Source organism: Bremerella sp. TYQ1 (genome assembly GCF_020150455.1).
GTDB lineage: Bacteria > Planctomycetota > Planctomycetia > Pirellulales > Pirellulaceae > Bremerella > Bremerella volcania_A.
Genome location: NZ_CP083740.1, coordinates 5,393,009 through 5,410,000, shown reverse-complemented (window position 1 = coordinate 5,410,000; position 16,992 = coordinate 5,393,009). Strand labels below are relative to the sequence as shown.

At 49.5% G+C, this 16,992-nt stretch carries 11 protein-coding genes (1 of these 11 running past the window's edge); 5 read left to right on the top strand and 6 right to left on the bottom strand.

All coding sequences use genetic code 11. The annotated features are described in order from the left end of the window. From LA756_RS21995 to LA756_RS21980, 4 genes are all read left to right on the top strand, one after another. On the top strand, positions 1-389 hold the final stretch of the coding sequence (locus tag LA756_RS21995; protein WP_224436873.1) for an ATP-binding protein. Its footprint begins 502 nt before the window's first position; the window shows 389 of its 891 coding nt (coding positions 503-891); the start codon falls outside the window, past its left edge; the stop codon is at positions 387-389. 184 nt (positions 390-573) lie between these two features. Then, on the top strand, positions 574-1,437 hold the full coding sequence (locus tag LA756_RS21990) for a site-specific DNA-methyltransferase (protein ID WP_224436872.1): 864 nt from the start codon (positions 574-576) through the stop codon (positions 1,435-1,437). A 189-nt stretch (positions 1,438-1,626) separates the two neighbouring features. Continuing rightward, on the top strand, positions 1,627-2,658 hold the full coding sequence (locus tag LA756_RS21985) for a hypothetical protein (RefSeq protein WP_224436871.1): 1,032 nt from the start codon (positions 1,627-1,629) through the stop codon (positions 2,656-2,658). Next, positions 2,658-3,140: a hypothetical protein gene (locus LA756_RS21980; protein WP_224436870.1), complete on the top strand. Its 483-nt coding sequence runs from the start codon at positions 2,658-2,660 to the stop codon at positions 3,138-3,140. The genes LA756_RS21985 and LA756_RS21980 overlap by 1 nt, the downstream gene beginning before the upstream one ends. 613 nt (positions 3,141-3,753) lie before the next feature. Here the strand turns inward: LA756_RS21980 and LA756_RS21975 are convergent. Genes LA756_RS21975 through LA756_RS21950 form a run of 6 tightly spaced genes read right to left on the bottom strand, consistent with a single transcriptional unit; the run spans position 3,754 to position 12,370 of the window. Next, entirely contained in the window at positions 3,754-4,434 is a 681-nt protein-coding gene (locus tag LA756_RS21975) for a DUF2441 domain-containing protein (protein WP_224436869.1), read from the bottom strand. Between the two features lie 35 nt (positions 4,435-4,469). Continuing rightward, complete coding sequence (locus LA756_RS21970) at positions 4,470-7,673, bottom strand: type I restriction endonuclease subunit R (protein WP_224436868.1); 3,204 nt, start codon at positions 7,671-7,673, stop codon at positions 4,470-4,472. Next, a complete protein-coding gene (locus LA756_RS21965; RefSeq protein ID WP_224436867.1) occupies positions 7,661-8,719 on the bottom strand; it encodes a DUF3883 domain-containing protein in 1,059 nt (352 codons plus the stop codon). The genes LA756_RS21970 and LA756_RS21965 overlap by 13 nt, the downstream gene beginning before the upstream one ends. Beyond that, the gene (locus tag LA756_RS21960) at positions 8,716-9,492 is read right to left on the bottom strand and encodes a hypothetical protein (RefSeq protein WP_224436866.1); all 777 of its coding nucleotides are present in this window, start codon (positions 9,490-9,492) and stop codon (positions 8,716-8,718) included. Before LA756_RS21960 ends, LA756_RS21965 begins: the two co-directional genes overlap by 4 nt. Continuing rightward, on the bottom strand, positions 9,489-10,799 hold the full coding sequence (locus LA756_RS21955) for a restriction endonuclease subunit S (RefSeq protein ID WP_224436865.1): 1,311 nt from the start codon (positions 10,797-10,799) through the stop codon (positions 9,489-9,491). Before LA756_RS21955 ends, LA756_RS21960 begins: the two co-directional genes overlap by 4 nt. Next, on the bottom strand, positions 10,799-12,370 hold the full coding sequence (locus LA756_RS21950; RefSeq protein WP_224436864.1) for a class I SAM-dependent DNA methyltransferase: 1,572 nt from the start codon (positions 12,368-12,370) through the stop codon (positions 10,799-10,801). Before LA756_RS21950 ends, LA756_RS21955 begins: the two co-directional genes overlap by 1 nt. 584 nt (positions 12,371-12,954) lie before the next feature. Here LA756_RS21950 and LA756_RS21945 point away from each other — a divergent pair. Then, a complete protein-coding gene (locus LA756_RS21945; RefSeq protein WP_224436863.1) occupies positions 12,955-16,710 on the top strand; it encodes an RNA-directed DNA polymerase in 3,756 nt (1,251 codons plus the stop codon). Positions 16,711-16,992: the final 282 nt, after the last annotated feature.

Sequence of the window (16,992 nt, the reverse complement as noted above, 5' to 3'; positions counted from 1 at the left end):
AGATAGCCGCTTTCATGCGGCAGTTGTCCTTGACTGGCTACAAGGAATTGTCCTCGGATCAGTGCCGAGAAGTCGCCAATTTTGTGGTTTTAGAAACTCGAAACTATGACGAAAGACTCGATCTTCGCCATCTCACGAAAGCTTACGAAGACCGCCGCCAGTGGGAGCATGGCGAATCGCAGACAGCATGGCAGGATCTTGTCCGTACAAGTCTCAAGAAAATGCTGACGAGCCGAGCAACACCCAGGTCGAAGGCGGAAGAAATCGACGAACAGCGTGACCGGGTGAAGCGTGCCATTGAAGCATTTCCAGATGATAGGAAGAAGCAAATGGAAGAAGCAGACCTAAAGAAAAGCACCTTTTACAAACGGCTAAAGGAAGTCAAGTGATAATGGCATGGAAACGTGGAACGTAGTAGAGGCAATTGTCCACGTTTCCAGCTTTCCAACATTTCCAAATCAGTGGTCTCAGTCGGTGTCGAAAATTGTTGCTTTTACATTTTCGTTAATGCACCTAAAGTCATCCTAGGTATTCGTCATATTTTCGCCCTATTTCGCAAGGAGAAGTTATTTAATGAGTGATTTGTTACTTCCAATTGACTCGGTAGTGTGTGGCTCCTCTGAGGAGGTGCTTTCAAGTTTTCCAGATTCTTCAATTGACCTATGCGTGACGAGTCCGCCCTATGACTCCCTACGTAACTACAACGGATATTCGTTCGATTCCGAACGGGTTATTCGTCAATTGTACCGGGTACTAAAACCCGGCGGCGTCGTCGTTTGGATCATAGGTGATGCGGTCAAGAATGGTTCTGAATCCGGTTCGAGTTTTGAACAGTTCCTACAATTTAAGGATCAGGGGTTCCGAATCCATGACACAATGATTTACGAGAAGAAAGGGATTCGTTATCCGGATACGAAGCGGTACTACCAATGTTTCGAATACATGACGGTATTTTCGAAGGGGAGCCCAAAAACCGTCCGTCAAATTCGTGATCGAGAGAACCTATCTGCTGGAAATGTAAATAGGTATACGAGGCGTGAAAAGGACGGCACCCTAACGAAGATCAGTAGGCAAACCACGACGAAGAAGTTTGGCGTACGCAGAAATATCTGGTCGTACGATACCGGGATTTGGCACACGGCTCCTGACAATCTTTGGCTGTCCCATCCAGCAGTCATGCCACTAAGACTGGCAGAAGATCATATCTCCACTTGGTCAAATCGTGGTGACGTTGTCCTTGACGTTTGCTGCGGTAGTGGTCAGGTCTGCCTTGCCTCGTTGATCCATGACAGACGATACATCGGTATCGACTGCTCAGCAGAATACGTGGATCTTGCGAATAGAAGGATCGACCTTTATCAACGAACGCTAGATCATGATACTCTCGAATCCATCATCACACTCGAAGAACTGTGGTGCGAAGCGGATCTCACCTAATAGCGACCTGCAAACGGATCTAGATCGCCAACGTAAACAAATCGGAAAGTCAGCCATGCGATGCTCTTTTGCTAATTCAAACGGCTTTAGAAAATTTCGCCAATTTTTTCGTCAGAAGAACTATTTACTGTGTCCCAAAAGCGATGCTCGGCCACCTCCGACGGTGGCCGAGCAGAAAGGTTTCAATCCATGAATAATCCAAAACTATATATGCAGAAAGAAGTCAGAAAAGACTTCCAAGAATCACTTCGACTTCGAATTTACGATGACTGGTTCGCAGAAAAGCGGTACGTATCACTGCTTGTATTCAAAAACTCGTGTCCGCTCAGTCATCATGAACGACTGACCTATAGCTTTGTTCGCTGGCTGCACTGGATCGATCCAGATCAATCGAAGCCTTATTCTAAAATTGCACCTCGACTCGCAATTAGCGAAAAGGCAGTATCAGGGGCAGCAAGATCCCTTGAGAAGCGAGGGTTACTGTCCGTTGCTAATGGCCCATCGAATCGGGCTGTATTACGTCTCACCGACGACAATCCAGATTGGCTCGTCATTGGAAGTAATGGGCTACCAGCAAGCAATCGGCTATATCAACCTGGGAAGTTCGCTGACTCCATGGTTCGTTTGACAAGCTACGATGCGGCATTGCTCGCATCTTTATATGGGTTAGCGATAAAACGTGGCTCAATGATGATCCAGAACGCTAAGTCTGGATTGGCATCAATGACCTCCCTGTCAACGAAGACCGTTGCATCATGCCTCACCAAGCTTTCGCAAATCGAGCTGGTTCAATGCTTCGGAAGCAAGATCTGTTTGCTTCGCCCTTCGGAACTCGCACTTCGACACTTCGTTGACTGTGGGAACGAAGATAAAGCCCGGCCAACGCCGAACAATTATTTTAGGCTCAAGGACGACTCGTCCATCAATGTCCGACTCAATTGCCATCTTATTCAAGCACAGAACTTGCAATTCAGTTCGGGATGGAATGAGGAGCAAACGTACGCATTCTGGAAAAACGTTCTTGGCAGAGATCTAAAGGGGTTGTCTTTAGATGATCGTCTGTCGTTGCTTGAAGACTTCCTGATCGAGCGATATCCGTCTCTTTGGCTAGCCGCCGAGGATCAACATCGGGAAACGGGAAAGGCCGGAAACTGTCGATACTTATTAGCGGCTTCTACAGAAGACTTAATCACCCGACTCCGAAGAGAGAGGGGGTATTAATGAGCTACGCATCTAAACTACGGAGCCTGCTGACTACGATGAATGATGATCGTTATTACTCCGAGATCTGTCGAGACATCGATAAGCTCGGCTGTCAGATGGAAGAATGCGGACACGCAACTTCAGACATCCGGAAGTTCTTGCGAAGAGTGATTGGGCTTTTTGGTGGACCCCGTATGGGCGAGTACCTGTTTGAATACTTTATTAATAGCTGGGGGGCGAATACGCTTGCCAAAGCTGAAACTAAGTTCGACCGTGCAAATTGTCCAAATAGCTTTGGTTTGTTCTGGAGCCTTACTTTCGAGCCAGATGGCGACTTGGATCACTGTCGGAAGCATGTAGACATAGTCCATTCACAACCGCAGCTTACGTTGGAACAGTTTAAGGCTCGCCGACGGCGAGAAGAAATGCGAATTCGACGCATCTGGGAGAGACGAGGAACGCCATTGCCCGACGACTGGCGTCTCTATCCCAGCGATTAATAGTTCTGAAGATATTCCTAATAGTTACGACAAGATTCGATTCAGTTCCGAGGATATGCCGTTCCAGTTCTAAAGATATGCCCGCAATAACTACCTTAAATAACTACTAACTAAAACCACCAAAATAAGTCCCTACCGCTAGGGAGCGATTTGCCTTCGGCAAAGTACTGGGAGATCTGCTCAGCACAATAGAGGAATCAAGTACTTGCAGTGATGAGTACTCCCATTTCCGAGCATGGTGCAACTACCAGCATTTACCAGAAGACTCGCTCCGCTCGTCCTCCTGCTACTTCATGATGACAAATACTCCAGGCTTGAAGTTGAGGTGCTTGTCACCCTGCTAACAATAGCGGAATTTTGCATCCACGCTATTCCAGGATTCCACATTTCCAGCAATCCACCTTTGAAAAAGCTGGATGTCCGTTGGGACGACTCCACCGGTGCATCTTCGAAGTACGAATGAGGTAATGAGCAGGTTCTTTCTAACTTGTTTTTGTGTAATTGCTTAGGACCCCCTGTATTATTTCTTGGCGGGAAGCAAGGTCTTTCCGCCTGATGATCATTCGAGGTAAGCACATTGAATTGTTTCGAGCCCGTTGGAGTTCAATATCACTCAGGACTTTTGTAAGCCAAACGTAGAAATCTGCACTCGCTCTAATACACTTAAGTTTCCTGTGAATAGAATCTCATCTTCCTCTGATTCATCGCTGCTTTCTCCCCAATACTTTTCAGCAAGACTTCTCCATTGAATTACTGAGCACGTACGCAGCGGCGTTAGATGCTCCTGACTTACCTTATGAATAATTCCTGACACCTTGACCTTGAATATTTTTCGCTCGCCCAGAAACTGAGTACCTTGCTCTTGAGTTTTCAACTCATCCCACCAGTATTTGACACACCTTGGGTCATCTGGCACTAAGAACGAACAATGCATTCTTGAAGGCAATTGAGAATATTTTTCGAGCCGAACCGCCTCAAAAGCATATTCTCGGACACCAAGCACGGATGTATGGATTCCGTCCAATGTTGACTTCAAAAGCAACATCAGCTTCTCATACTCTTCTCGTTCAATTCTGTGTTGCTTTCGTTCAACAAGGTCGTCATAGGTTTTGGTCAGTGCCAGATTCACATATTCAGGCGTGACCGTTTGTGCTGGAGAAAACTTGATCCTTGCTGACTGCCAATCCTTTGTGAACCTATTTCGATCGACGCCAATCGAAAACGTGTCTCCTTCGGCCCATTTAGAGATCCAAGGTTCGATTCGGTAGAAAATTGCGTTGTCAACTTCAGGCATAGTATTTAATGCAAGTGCTTTGAGCGATTTCTAGTTTAGGCATTGAGATAAATACTCCGTCCCTCGCCCTGATAGCTGTCATAGATGTGCTGGTAAACCACGTCGCACTTCTGCTGGTACAACTCAGGGGAGTACGCTCTCGGTAACTCGTCGAGAACGGTCTTAACGGTGGTGTAAACGTCAGCCCGTGTTCGCTGCTTCTTTCGCCAGTCGAGAACGAGCTTGGCTTGTTTCAAAGTTTGTAACAGGGCACGGGCGACCTTCTTGACCTCTTCCTTCTCCTTGTCCGTCATGTCGATTTCGGGCTTGGTGAGAATGTCGAAAAGGGCTAGTTCTTCCTCGGTCAATTGTTCGGAGACGCCTCGCTTCTCTTCCTCGGTCAACTCCTTCACAAAGTCGGTCAGTTTGGCGAAGAAGCCATCGACATCGAGTCCCTTGTTGTACTCTTCAATCAACTTCTTGAACTTTTCCATCAGGTCGGTGCGTGTCTTGTTCAACTGCACCATCTGTTGCAGCTTGGTGCCGACAGCTTGTTTGAGTTGTTCCGCCTGTGTTCGCTTGCGACCTTTTTCAAAATGGGCTTTCAATGCTTCAAAGTCGATCTGGCTGAGGTCGATCAGCGATGTCTCTTCGGTTGTGTGGATCACGTAGCCCTTGGTGGCAATGGACTCATCCAGCAACTCACCGACCTGATTCATGATGTCGTCGATGGTCGCTTCTTCGGTGAAGTTGCGAATCTTTTCAGCAAGGACCGCCAGACAAGTCTTGATCGGGGCGAATTCGTTGGCGGACGGATCGGGCAGGATGGCTTTGAACAAGCGGACGACCTGACTGACGAGCGATAGGAATTTCTTCTTCAACTCGTCGTTGACGATGACTTGTTCCACGGCGTCATCGACCGCTTCTTCAACCTGCTTGTCCACGAGATTCGTGGCAGCATCATCGAGATAAGCGACCTTCTGAAAGCCGTCTGCCTTCAGGATGGCGTCCACATCTACGTCACGGTCTTTGCAGAAGTCCAACGCTTCTGCGATGGCGAGTCGCAGGTCTTCGACCAACTCGTCCTTTTTCTGGATTGGGCATTCGCCCTCTTTGACGCCGCCGCCCGAAGACGAACCGTAGATTGCCAGTGCCTTTTGCAAGTTTCGGAACACGCCAACGTAATCAACGATTAAGCCGTTGTTCTTGTCCTCGAAAACTCGGTTCGCTCGTGCGATGGTCTGCATGAGCGTGTGGTTCTTCATCGGTTTGTCGAGGTAGATCGTCGAAACCGAAGGAGAGTCGAAACCGGTCAACCACATCGCACAGACAAAGACCAAGCGAAACGGATCGTCGGCGTCCTTGAACTTGGTCTCCATGTCCTCTTTGACCATGCGGACCCGATGTGGCTCGATGTCGAGTCCCTTTTCCTTGAACGTCTCGACCTCGTTCTGTTGCGAAGACACGATCACAGCCATGTCGGTTTCATGCATGAAGGCGATCTGGCGTTCCAGTTCAGGTCGCTTCAGTTTATCAGCAACCGCCAGTTGTGCCTTCAATCCACCGAGATACGCCGTCCAGTATTTTTGTACCTTGTCGTACATCTTGACGGCGGTCACCTTGTCGATGCAGATGACCATCCCTTTGCCGCCTTCCTTACGACCCATGAAGTGCGACACAATGTCCTCGGCCACCTTCTCCAAACGGTCGTCACGAGTAATCAGGTGGTACTCTCGTGCAAACTCCCGTTCAAGCTTTTTCTCCTGCTCTTCATCGAGTTCCGCCGCCTCGATCAACGCTTCCAAGTCTTCGTTGAAGTTCTCGTTCGCCAGTTGCAGCTCGGGGATGCGGTTTTCATAGAAGAGTGGGACCGTCGCCCCGTCCTCGATGGACTGCTGGAAGTTGTAGACAGAAACGTAATCGCCGAAGACCTCTTTGGTTTTCTCTTCGCCTGCCATCAGCGGTGTGCCAGTAAACCCGATGAAGGCAGCATTGGGTAGAGCATTCCGCATGTTGAGGGCCAGTGTGTCGTACTGGCTACGGTGAGCTTCGTCCGTCATCACGATGATGTCGCTGCGTTCGGAGAGCTTCGGGTATTTCTCGCCCTTCTTTGCCCCGAACTTCTGGATCAGCGTGAAAATGAACCGATGATCTTCCTTGAGAAGTTGCTTGAGATGTTCGCCACTTTCTGCCTGACAATCTTCGGTAACGATTCCTGTATTTGCGAAACCCTTGTAGATTTGCGAATCAAGATCGGTACGGTCGGTGATTATCAGAAACGTCCAGTTCCCCGGCACGGTTCGCAGCACCTTCTGCGAAAAAAACGCCATTGAAAAGCTCTTGCCGCTTCCCTGCGTGTGCCAGAACACACCAAGTCGCCCCTGATTTTCCTTGATGTCGTCCAGAGCTTGGACAGCATTGTTCACGCCGAGATACTGGTGATTCTTACCGACGACCTTGTACACGCCGCCGCTGGCGTCCTGAAACAGCGTGAAGTTCTCCACAAGATCAAGCAGGCGTTTCTTGTCGCACGTTCCCCGAATCACCGTCTCCAAGGAGACGATCCCCTGTTCCCCTTCGTCGTTGATCCGCTTCCAATCGGCGAAGTGTTCCCAGCCAGCAGTAACGCTACCGACCTTCGCCTGAGATCCATTGGACAGGATGATCAGAGCGTTGAACCAGAACAGTTGTGGGATCGTGCTTTTGTAGTCCTTGAGATTGTGCTTGTAGGCATGTTCGATCTTGCCGTGACTCTTCTTTAACTCGATGAAGACAAGCGGCAATCCGTTCACGAACCCGATCAGGTCAGTTCGCTTCTTGTAAATGCCGCTGGGTGAAGTAATCCAAAACTGCGAGGCAAGGAAGAAGTCGTTGTTCTCTGATTCTTTCCAGTCGATGATGCGGACCGTTTCATCGACTTCTTCACCCTCATCGTTCTCGAAGCTGACCTTCACGCCTTCCTTGAGCAGTTTGTAGACCTCTCGATTCGCCTGCACGAGACTCATCGCCGAGCGATCTTGCAGGAGTTCCTCGATAGCAAGAGTGATCGGTTCGCTGTCGAGTTCAGGATTCAACTTTTGTAATGCGGACCGCAATTTGGGAACCAGCACGACATCCTCGGTCGTTTCCCGTCCCAGAGTCGCCCCACTCGTTCCGACTGTCTCGTGCCAGCAGTTGGCGATTTCGTACCCTAGCTCAGCAAACAGAGCGATGGCAGGTTGCTCAACAAGTGCGTCTTCCGAGTATTCTAAGCTGGACATGACTCGCCTCCCGTGTTTCTCCCCGTACAACGGGCGGAAATGATCTCATCAATTGTCAGACGGAGACCACTACTCGAACCCCAGCCATTCCATTCGTTACTGTGGTAGAAGACCTCCAACTGTGGATCATCCAATGCACTCGTAACGGTACACAGTCGATAGCTCTGTCGATGCTTTTGCATCATTCGGTATTCGTTCGGCGTTAACTCGACGGCGATGTCTGGACCAGATAAACCCTTTACTTCGATCCTCAACATGCGGTCGCCAAGTGTTGCCTCCAAATCCCAGCCAACATTGTCCGACTCCACGGATCGCACGTCGTATCCATTCTCCGTGTAGTATCTCGTAACGGCATCGATAGCAGCCGATTCCACTCGCTGTTTCCGATGCACATCTTGTGTGCGGCCAATGTTTCGCCTTGGATTGATCGTGCCTTGAATGGCAAGGAGAACCTTTTCCCGAACCTCTCGATGAAGCGGAATTTCAGGATCGTCGGCGTACCAAAGATTCGCTTGACCAAAAGTCCCTTTGCCTCGCCGTGGGATATGGATGATTCGTTCATCCTTTAAAAGCAACACGGCCTTTGAAGCAGGGCCGGATGTGATATAGCCAACCGATTCAACTTCCTCCTGATCTGGATTCCGAAATACTCGTCGAGCGTCACCGGGGCTGGCCTGCGGACTACGATAAATCGTTGCGTCGTCGTACCAGCCAACGACATAAGCACCGCCTTCGGGAGCAGTGGCAATCCAGACGGCAACCACCCCATCCAGTGAATCGCCATTTGCACCAGAGTCGATTCGTTGTAAAGCGATCTCACGGAATTCTTCGGTGTTTGGCTTGGTGCCGGGCATCGCCCATCCATAGACCCTGCCATCGAAGGGAAGAAAGTTGAATGCTTCGAATCCGAATTGATGCTTCTCAACGAAGGAGCCGCCACCTTTGATCGTGTCGCCAGCATTGAGTCCTCGATAACGCTCCATCCAACCGATCCGAAAGAAGATCATTGGCTTAGCAAACACATCATCGAGGAAATCAACACTCATGCGGATACTCCTCCAATCTTGGCGGGTTCGCTCGCTTCAAATCCGAAGAGTGGCGAGTCACCCTGCAATGCCGCACTGACCGCCTCCGAAGTCTCTTCGTTCTTCGGAAGTGCTTTGAGCGGTTGGTAGGCTTCCTCTTCGGTCACCGTGATCTCGATGACGTAAAAGGGGAAGTTTGATGGACTTCCGAGTGCTGACCACAAGAGTTCAAGTTGCTGCTTGATGGCGTCGGCTGTGGCTGCTCTCGGGGTGGGTGAGGGCTTGAAGATGAAGTAAGCCAATCGAGGATTCTCACCTGCTGCGGCGGCAGAAGCGGCTCGATGGACCATCTGGTAGATCGACGACTCGAAATCGGCAGGCTTCAATTCCTTTTCTACACGCTGTTGCAAAAGTTGTAACCAGCCATCCAACACCAGCCTGCGATTCGCCTCGTCCTTACCTTTGGGGATCCACTGCCTAACGGTGTCATACATCGGCTCCGTCCATTTTGCTTCGATGGCTAGGGTTTCATCGCTGGACTTGACCATGACATCGGTGTGCGAAGCGTTTCCCTTTCCCAGATCCTGTCGGACGGTGTATTCGAGATAGATGTCGCTCTCGATAGGCATTCCAAGTTCTTCAATGATCCCCGTGAACGTCTCTTGCTGATGAACTAACATCGACAACATCGGAATGGTTGATCTGGTAGGCGATTGAAATTCCTTCGTGCTATAGAGTGGCACGATTTCCTTGAAGGTACTGAACAATGATGGGTTTCCGAAGTGGATGCTCATGTGGTTGCCTCCTCCAACTCCTCGGCCAGTTCGCCGGTATCGATGTCGAGGGATTCAACATCGAGTTGACCAGAGATCAGCTTGGGAAGCAGAAGGTCACGAGTGGCTCGAAGGTTATCGTTCTTTCGATGCAACACTTCCTTCTCTTTTGCCATCTGCATCGCCACTTCCGAGAATTCTTCAACCAAGTGTTTCGGTGGCACCGGGAGTGTAGGAATTGAAAGTGCATCAACGGGAAGCATGTTTATCGTTGTCCCATTAGCGTAACCAGAAACCGCCCGCTGGAATCCCTTGCTATTGAACAAGTGGAGCAGCCAAACAGGAGTCAAATACGTTGCCTCATGTGGTCGCACTATGTACAAGTGATGGCTCGCTATACAATCACAGTCGAACATTTGCGGGATTAGTGCCGCAAAGCCAATCAATCGCCTATCAAACCCCTGCTCTGTGTTAGCGACAACCAGATCGCCAGATCGAACGATGTGTTTGTCCTTGTAGGAACCATCGTAAAACTTTATTCCTGCGTACTTGTAGCCACCACCTTCGAGTACGGAATTCAGGTTATGCATCGGCGTGCCAGTGCTTGCCAAATGTTTGCCCTTGTAGCTAAATCCCCTTGTGGCTTCGACTAGGTCACGCAATCGCCTTACCTCCCAACCTTCTGGAATCTTCCCCATCGGGGAGTCCACGAGTTTGATGTTTTCGTGGCCAGGAAAGCGGTAGTGGACGAACCACTGGCGATAGATCGTCTGAGCCATCTCTTCCAGAATGGCAATACGGCGGGTGTTGTTCTCGATCAGGTTGTCGTAAGCCGAGAGGATCGAGGCGATCTTTCGTTGAGTTGGTAGGGATGGAATTGTCACTTCCATCTCTTTCAGAATCGTCGTATTAATGTTCTGAATAGCCGCTCCGTAAGACGACGAGTGAAAAAATGAGTTTTTCCACAAGAAGAAGTAATAGAGGAAATGCTTGTCGATTCCACGAAAATTACTTGGAATTAACCAACCGTCATGGGCACACCCTTTAACGCCGAGCATTTGCGTGTACCCAAGCGTCACTCCACTGCAAGCAATAATCAATGCTCCTTTGGGCAACAATCGACTATGCGATGCTCCAAGTTCATTAACATACTGCTTCGTCTTGTAGAGGTATTTTCCTGAGCTCGTAGCGTCTGCGATCTTGATCCACGGAATTGTACCACCAACAAAAAAACGCTGGTCCGCAATAGGTCTTGGTGACGAGCCTCTGCATATGTCACATAGGTCGCCCAATTGGTATGTTTGCCATTCGGGGTTGCGTGGGGGCATTACAGCGTCTCCATGATTTTGGTAACGCTGTTCGCAATGCGTTCTTCGAGTTCAGTGGCTTCGCTGTTGAGTACTGTCAGTTCCTCGTTCAGTTCTTCGAGTCGTTCGGCGAAGTCGAAATCGTCTTCATCCCTATCCGCCACGCCAACGTAGCGACCGGGGTTGAGGCTGTATCCCTGCTCTTCGATCTCTTCCAGCGTGGCGACCTTGCAGAGACCGGGGACATCGGCATATTTCAATTTGTGGAACATCGCCTTCAAGTCCGGTTCCTCGCCGGGATGTTCTTCATCTTCACTAGCGATGAATTCTGGCTTTTCGCCCCGATACAAGCGAACGATATTGGCGAGGAACTCGATTTGCTTTGGGCTGAACTTGCGATGTGCCCGATCAACCTGTCGGAACGTGTGACGGGCGTCGATGAACAGCACTTTGTCCTTGCGGTCGGTGTCTTTCTTCCCTTTGTCTAAGAACCACAGAGTGCAGGGGAGCGTGACCGTATAAAAAAAGTTCGGACCGATGGCGACCATCACATCGACAGCCTGTTCCTGCAACAGCTTTTTGCGAATCTCCAACTCAGACTGACGGGCATCTGCCGCCGAATTCGCCATGACGAAGCCAGCACGACCGATCTCGTTGAGCGAGCTATAGAACAACTCGATCCACAGGTAATTGGCGTTGTCGTTGCGTGGCATTCCGAAGGGGAAACGGGGATCGTCTTTGATGCGGTCTTTGTCCACTTTGTCCACGTTGAACGGCGGATTGGCCATCACGAAGTCGAACTTGCCGAGACCGTCATGCAGATCTTCGTAGTAGCTGTTCCCCAAGCGAATGTCGCCCGACATCGAGTGAACAGCGAGGTTCATCATGCAAAGCTGACGGGTCTCACCAACACGCTCTTGACCGTAACAGGAGATTTCCACTGACGGGTTGTTCTTGTGGGCTTTGATGAATTCCGCACTCTGAGCGAACATTCCCCCCGATCCACAGGCCGGATCGAAGATGCGACCGTGGTACGGCTCGATGATTTCGACGATCAATTTGACCAATGAGGTCGGCGTGAAGAATTCTCCACCTTTCTGGCCCTCCGCCATTGCGAAATTACCGAGGAAGTATTCATAGATGCGTCCAAAAACGTCGCCCTCGGCGTCAATCTGAAGTTGGGAGAAGTTTTTGAGCAGTGAGACAAGTATCGAGTTGTCGATCTTAGTGTACGTCTTTGGCAAGACACCTTTCAACTCTTCGTTCTCAGCTTCAACCGCCCTCATCGCCTCGTTGATAGCTTTGCCTACATTCTCGCCTTCTGGGAGTGCGAGCAGATGAGAGAATCGAGCGTCGGGCGGAAGGTACATCACGCCCTTCGCCTGATAGTCCTCCTTGCCGATGGCACGTCTGCCCGAACCTTTGCCAGCCAGCTCCTTCTCGGCAGCGGTGAACTTGTGATCGGCGTAACGCAGAAAGATGAGCCCCAGCACGGGCGTTGAGTATTCCGACGACTTGAGATCGGAGTTCGCCCGAAACTCATCGGCTGCAGCCCACAGCCGTCGTTCTGTATCTGAGTTGTTATTTGCCATTTTGGTCCTAGAACGTCAATGTTCTGCTAATTTGGCACGATCGCATATGCCAACGAAAAAGGTAATCAATTCTACCCGTTTTTCGTGAGGACAGGGAGAGACTGACAGTGATATGCGTCGGCATTACAAATCGGCCCGAATATTCCTGGCGATTGCTCCAATTTATCGACTTCACTTTTGCGGAGCTTCTGGCCACCTGCTGAACAAAAATCGAAAACATGGACGGCGAAAGGGTGAGCTCCGCTTTAGCGAGCATCTGAAATGCAGCGTAGTACAAACCTACTTTTTCATTTAAGCATCTGAATTGACACCTTTGGTCGAAGTCGAGAAGACTGCCGTATCGACTTAAAATCGTTGAATCGGGCTATTGAGGACGACGCCCCCCCGAATTACGGTAGTCACATTATGTTCGTATAATAGAGCCTCCCAGTAGAGCGATTCTATTTACATGTGTTGGCTATTGCCATACAGAGTCTTTGCGTCCTGCATAAGACGGTTAAATGTCCGTCCTAGGACATCGGACGGACGCCAAGTTCGTACTCACCACGCCGTCGAATGTTCATGCAATTTGCCAAGCGACACAAATGCCTCAGTACAACGACTACTCCGAGATTCAGCCAAATAATAGATTCCTTGTTGATCATGCTGTTCTTGTCCAAGCATGGAAGAAGGCTCATTCGTACATACGGTCGCACAACTGGTATGCCGATTCTCTAGAACTCGATCTGTCCACGATCAAGCTACAGTCCCTTATCACCGAATGGGCAGAACAATTGAATGCAAAAAGCATCGGAGCATTTTCGCCGGAACCTATGCGACTTGTCCCGGCCCCCAAATCAACCGAATGGACAACTGCTAACGGTTGGAATCCCAAAAAACTGAACGACCTTCGACTTAGGCCACTGGCTCACATTTCGATTAGAGATCAAGCATTGGCAATGGCCGTTCTTATCTGCCTCGCCAACGTCGTGGAGACCGCTCAAGGAGATCCAAGACTCACGGTAAACCTGAGCAATCAAAAGAGGGTTGTGAGTTATGGACACAGACTTGTTACACGCTGGAGCGGAGACGAAGCCTCATTTCAATGGGGTAATGCCAAGTTGTATAGACAGTATTTTGAGGATTATCAGCAGTTTGTCCGCCGCCCGGAGATAATTCGACAAGAGCTCTTTAGTAGCTCGAACAACTGGGCCATCGTTCAAGCTGATCTCTCCCAATTCTACGATCTGATTCCCCGCTCGAAATTGCTTCTAAAGCTGGAATCCCTTTGCAACAAGCATATTCCTAGCCATCGAGTTCCTCATCGTAGTTTTTTTAAAGTCGTAGAACGAATCTTTGATTGGCGGTGGGACGATTCAGACACTGAAATGGCAAAGGACATCTGTAAAAATAGAGACGGTCATGGTTTGCCGCAGGGACTAGCGGCAAGTGGATTCTTTGCTAACGCCTATCTCTTGGATTTTGACGACTACATGGTCCGCTTGTTTGGCAAGCGACTCAGGAATCGGAATTGGCGGATAGTAGACTACTGCCGTTACGTGGATGACATGAGATTTGTCATTCAGTTCGATGAGGAGCCACCAGCTAATTTTGAATCGGAATTCGAAGCAATGATGGCTCGTCAGTTGAATAAGCGAGCACCAGGCCTCGTATTAAACAAGAAAAAGACGCAGGTGATGTACGGCGATTCGCATTCATCGAATGTTCCAGTCGCAGATGCGATGCAGGCAGTCAACACCAACGTGTCAGGACCATTGGACGTAGAGACTGCTCGTCACGCTCTTGAAATGCTCGATGGGCTATTAGCGGTTTCTAACAGTCGCAAGAATCAACCCGATCCAGTCGGGACTGGTAGCGATGAATTACTGAAGAGAGTTCTGGCAGTAGAACCAGATGTAAGAAACGATACGCTGGAACGCTTTGTCGCTCATCGTTGGCGACGGGTCTACCGCACCTTGCGTGTAATGGCCGACGACGAATCCGTGAGTGACTCCACCTTGCAGATCGGTCGTAGAATACTAGACCAAAGGGCAAGGGCATTTGCTGTTGAGCTACTGCGAAAGTGGATTGCAGATCCGTCGAATGTTCGACTTCTGCGAGTGTCCCTGGACCTCTTCCCCGATCCTGAACATCTTCAGATTGTCTTGAGTCTACTCAGCTTACGACGAAGTAATTCTGAAAGTAACGATAAAGAGCGTTTGACAGCGGACTATATTGCTTCAGAACTCTTGAGGGCAGGAGCCACTGAGACGGGATTCGTCCGGGATAAAGATGAACTTCCAGGAGGAGCAAACATCGAAGTTTATCGAAATTGCCTTCGTGAATTCGCCGAAAGTGTTGTTGCTGATGCCGATTCTTCACCGTGGTACCTTCGTCAGCAGGCCTTGCTCTTTCTCGCAGTAGTTCAAAGTCCGATTAGTGATGCTCACGATGCAACGAAGGAGAATCGTGACTACGCCTATGTCCACGATCTACTCCAAGGAAAATGGCCACGAAAGACTCCGAGTCGGCGAGAATCAAGTGAAGTAGTCGTCCCTCTGTGCGTGATTTCATACCGAGTCAGCGGTGGCAGTAAGATTGTCCCTAAGGTTTTGGCTAAATGGATAAATCGCACGAATAACAGTGTTGTTCAAGAGCAATTGCGTTATATCGTCGAACATGATGAATTGTTTGTGACCACGATGGCGTCCTTGAATCCAGCGAAGCGAGAACTTTGGAACTATAGAGCCTCGACTGCCGGTTACATCTCTAATCCTGATCTACCTGAGTGGAAGGCTACCGAGGATGATCATACTTCGTACCGTTTGGTCGAAGTCATGACGAGTAATGACAATCCATTTCAGCAAGAAACGGCCGCCATCCGATTGCTTCACAAATTGTCAATAGAGTGGGAACATGCGAGAACATTGCTTGGCGGCGTCCTTACGCCCTCACGCATACAAGTGCGTTGTTCTTCGTGGAAGCGGCTCGCCGATCCTGGCGATTCACTAGCTGATATTGAATTCAGCCTCTCGGTCACTCCAGAAAGCAAGTTTGTTGATGAACGATTCCGTTGTCCTTCATGGTGTCGAACAAGAGAACGCTGGAAGTATGAAGTGGGGCAGGTTGTTCGGGCCACTGTCATTGGTAAAACCGACTTCACTCAGATGATGACACATGGGCCGATTGTCAAAGGAATCACTCGCTACAAAGGTATATCAACGGGGTGGTTCAAGAGAAAGCATGGATTATTCAACGACAGGCAGGGGCTTGGACATCGATTGATGCCAGTGTCGCCATGGCTGTCCGAGCTCATCGGAAGGCTTCTGGAGTGGCCTGGAAGTCGGCAGAAAAGAGAACTAGTTCAACTGCCAGATGATTTTACCCGTGCCAGTCTTGGAAGGATTCTTGATCGAAGACTGCAAGAGCTAGACCTTCTATACTGTCGATTATCCAGCCTTCCGTTGTATCCGTTTCCCGTACCTCCGGTTACCGAAAATGGTCGAAATGGTCAATTGCGAGTCGCATTGGTTCAGACGGCATTTCCCAACTCACAACAGTTTGAAGACTCCGATCCCACGCTGGATCATCCGCCAACACGGCGGAAACATCGTCGTCATTTGTCAGCGATGCTTCGGTTGTTCATGAAGCTGACAGAGGTAAGAGAAGGATACAAAGATAAAGCGGAGCCAATCGATCTGGTTCTGTTTCCCGAACTATCTGTTCATCCAGACGATATTTTTCTCTTGGAGCGTTTTGCAGACTCTCTTAAGTGTCTCGTATTTTGTGGCCTCGTATTTCATTCAAGGCCAGATGATGAATCGAAACTGATCAACTCTGGACTATGGATCGTTCCTGTAAATACCGGAGACGGCCGATCAATTCGATTGATTGAACAAGGGAAGCATCACCTTACTCCATCAGAGCTTGAGCTTGGCATTACGTCGTACCGCCCGTGCCAATGGCTCATTGAATATGGACACTCAAGTAAGTCTTCGTACAAACTAAGTTCCTCTATATGCTTTGATGCAACAGACCTGCGACTTGCTGCAGATCTGAAAGAGCACACGGATGCGTACGTTGTGTCAGCATTGAACAAAGACATTGGCACATTCGATGCAATGGTAACGGCACTTCACTACCACATGTTCCAGCATGTGCTTCTTGTAAATTCGGCTGAATTTGGGGGAAGCACCGCACAGGCACCCTATAAAGACCATTTCCGCAAGGTGATTATGCATCATCACGGTGCCGATCAAGCAACGGTTAGCATTTTCACCATTGATTTAGAGAGATTCAGAGATGAATCAGCAAAGTCTATTCCTGAGATAAAATCACCTCCTGCTGGTCATGCTCGGTAGCATCGAAGAGCTACGACCGAATTCGCCTAGCAAATTTACTCACTAGACAAGAACCCAGGAAGCAGTGTCTCTGCTGTTTTGATGCCAATTTGATCTGGTTCAGGCGAAATGAAGAGCCGGACTCTGTTGGGTGAGACGATCAATGATACAGCGACTCAGATATGAAGGAATTACCCCATTCAGCATTAGCGGACCGCCATGGCGGGATACTTATTCAGCAGGGCACTAAGAGCAATACGAAGGTGAAGCTCTTTTGTTCCAAGGATCCGGATCTCTGGCCGT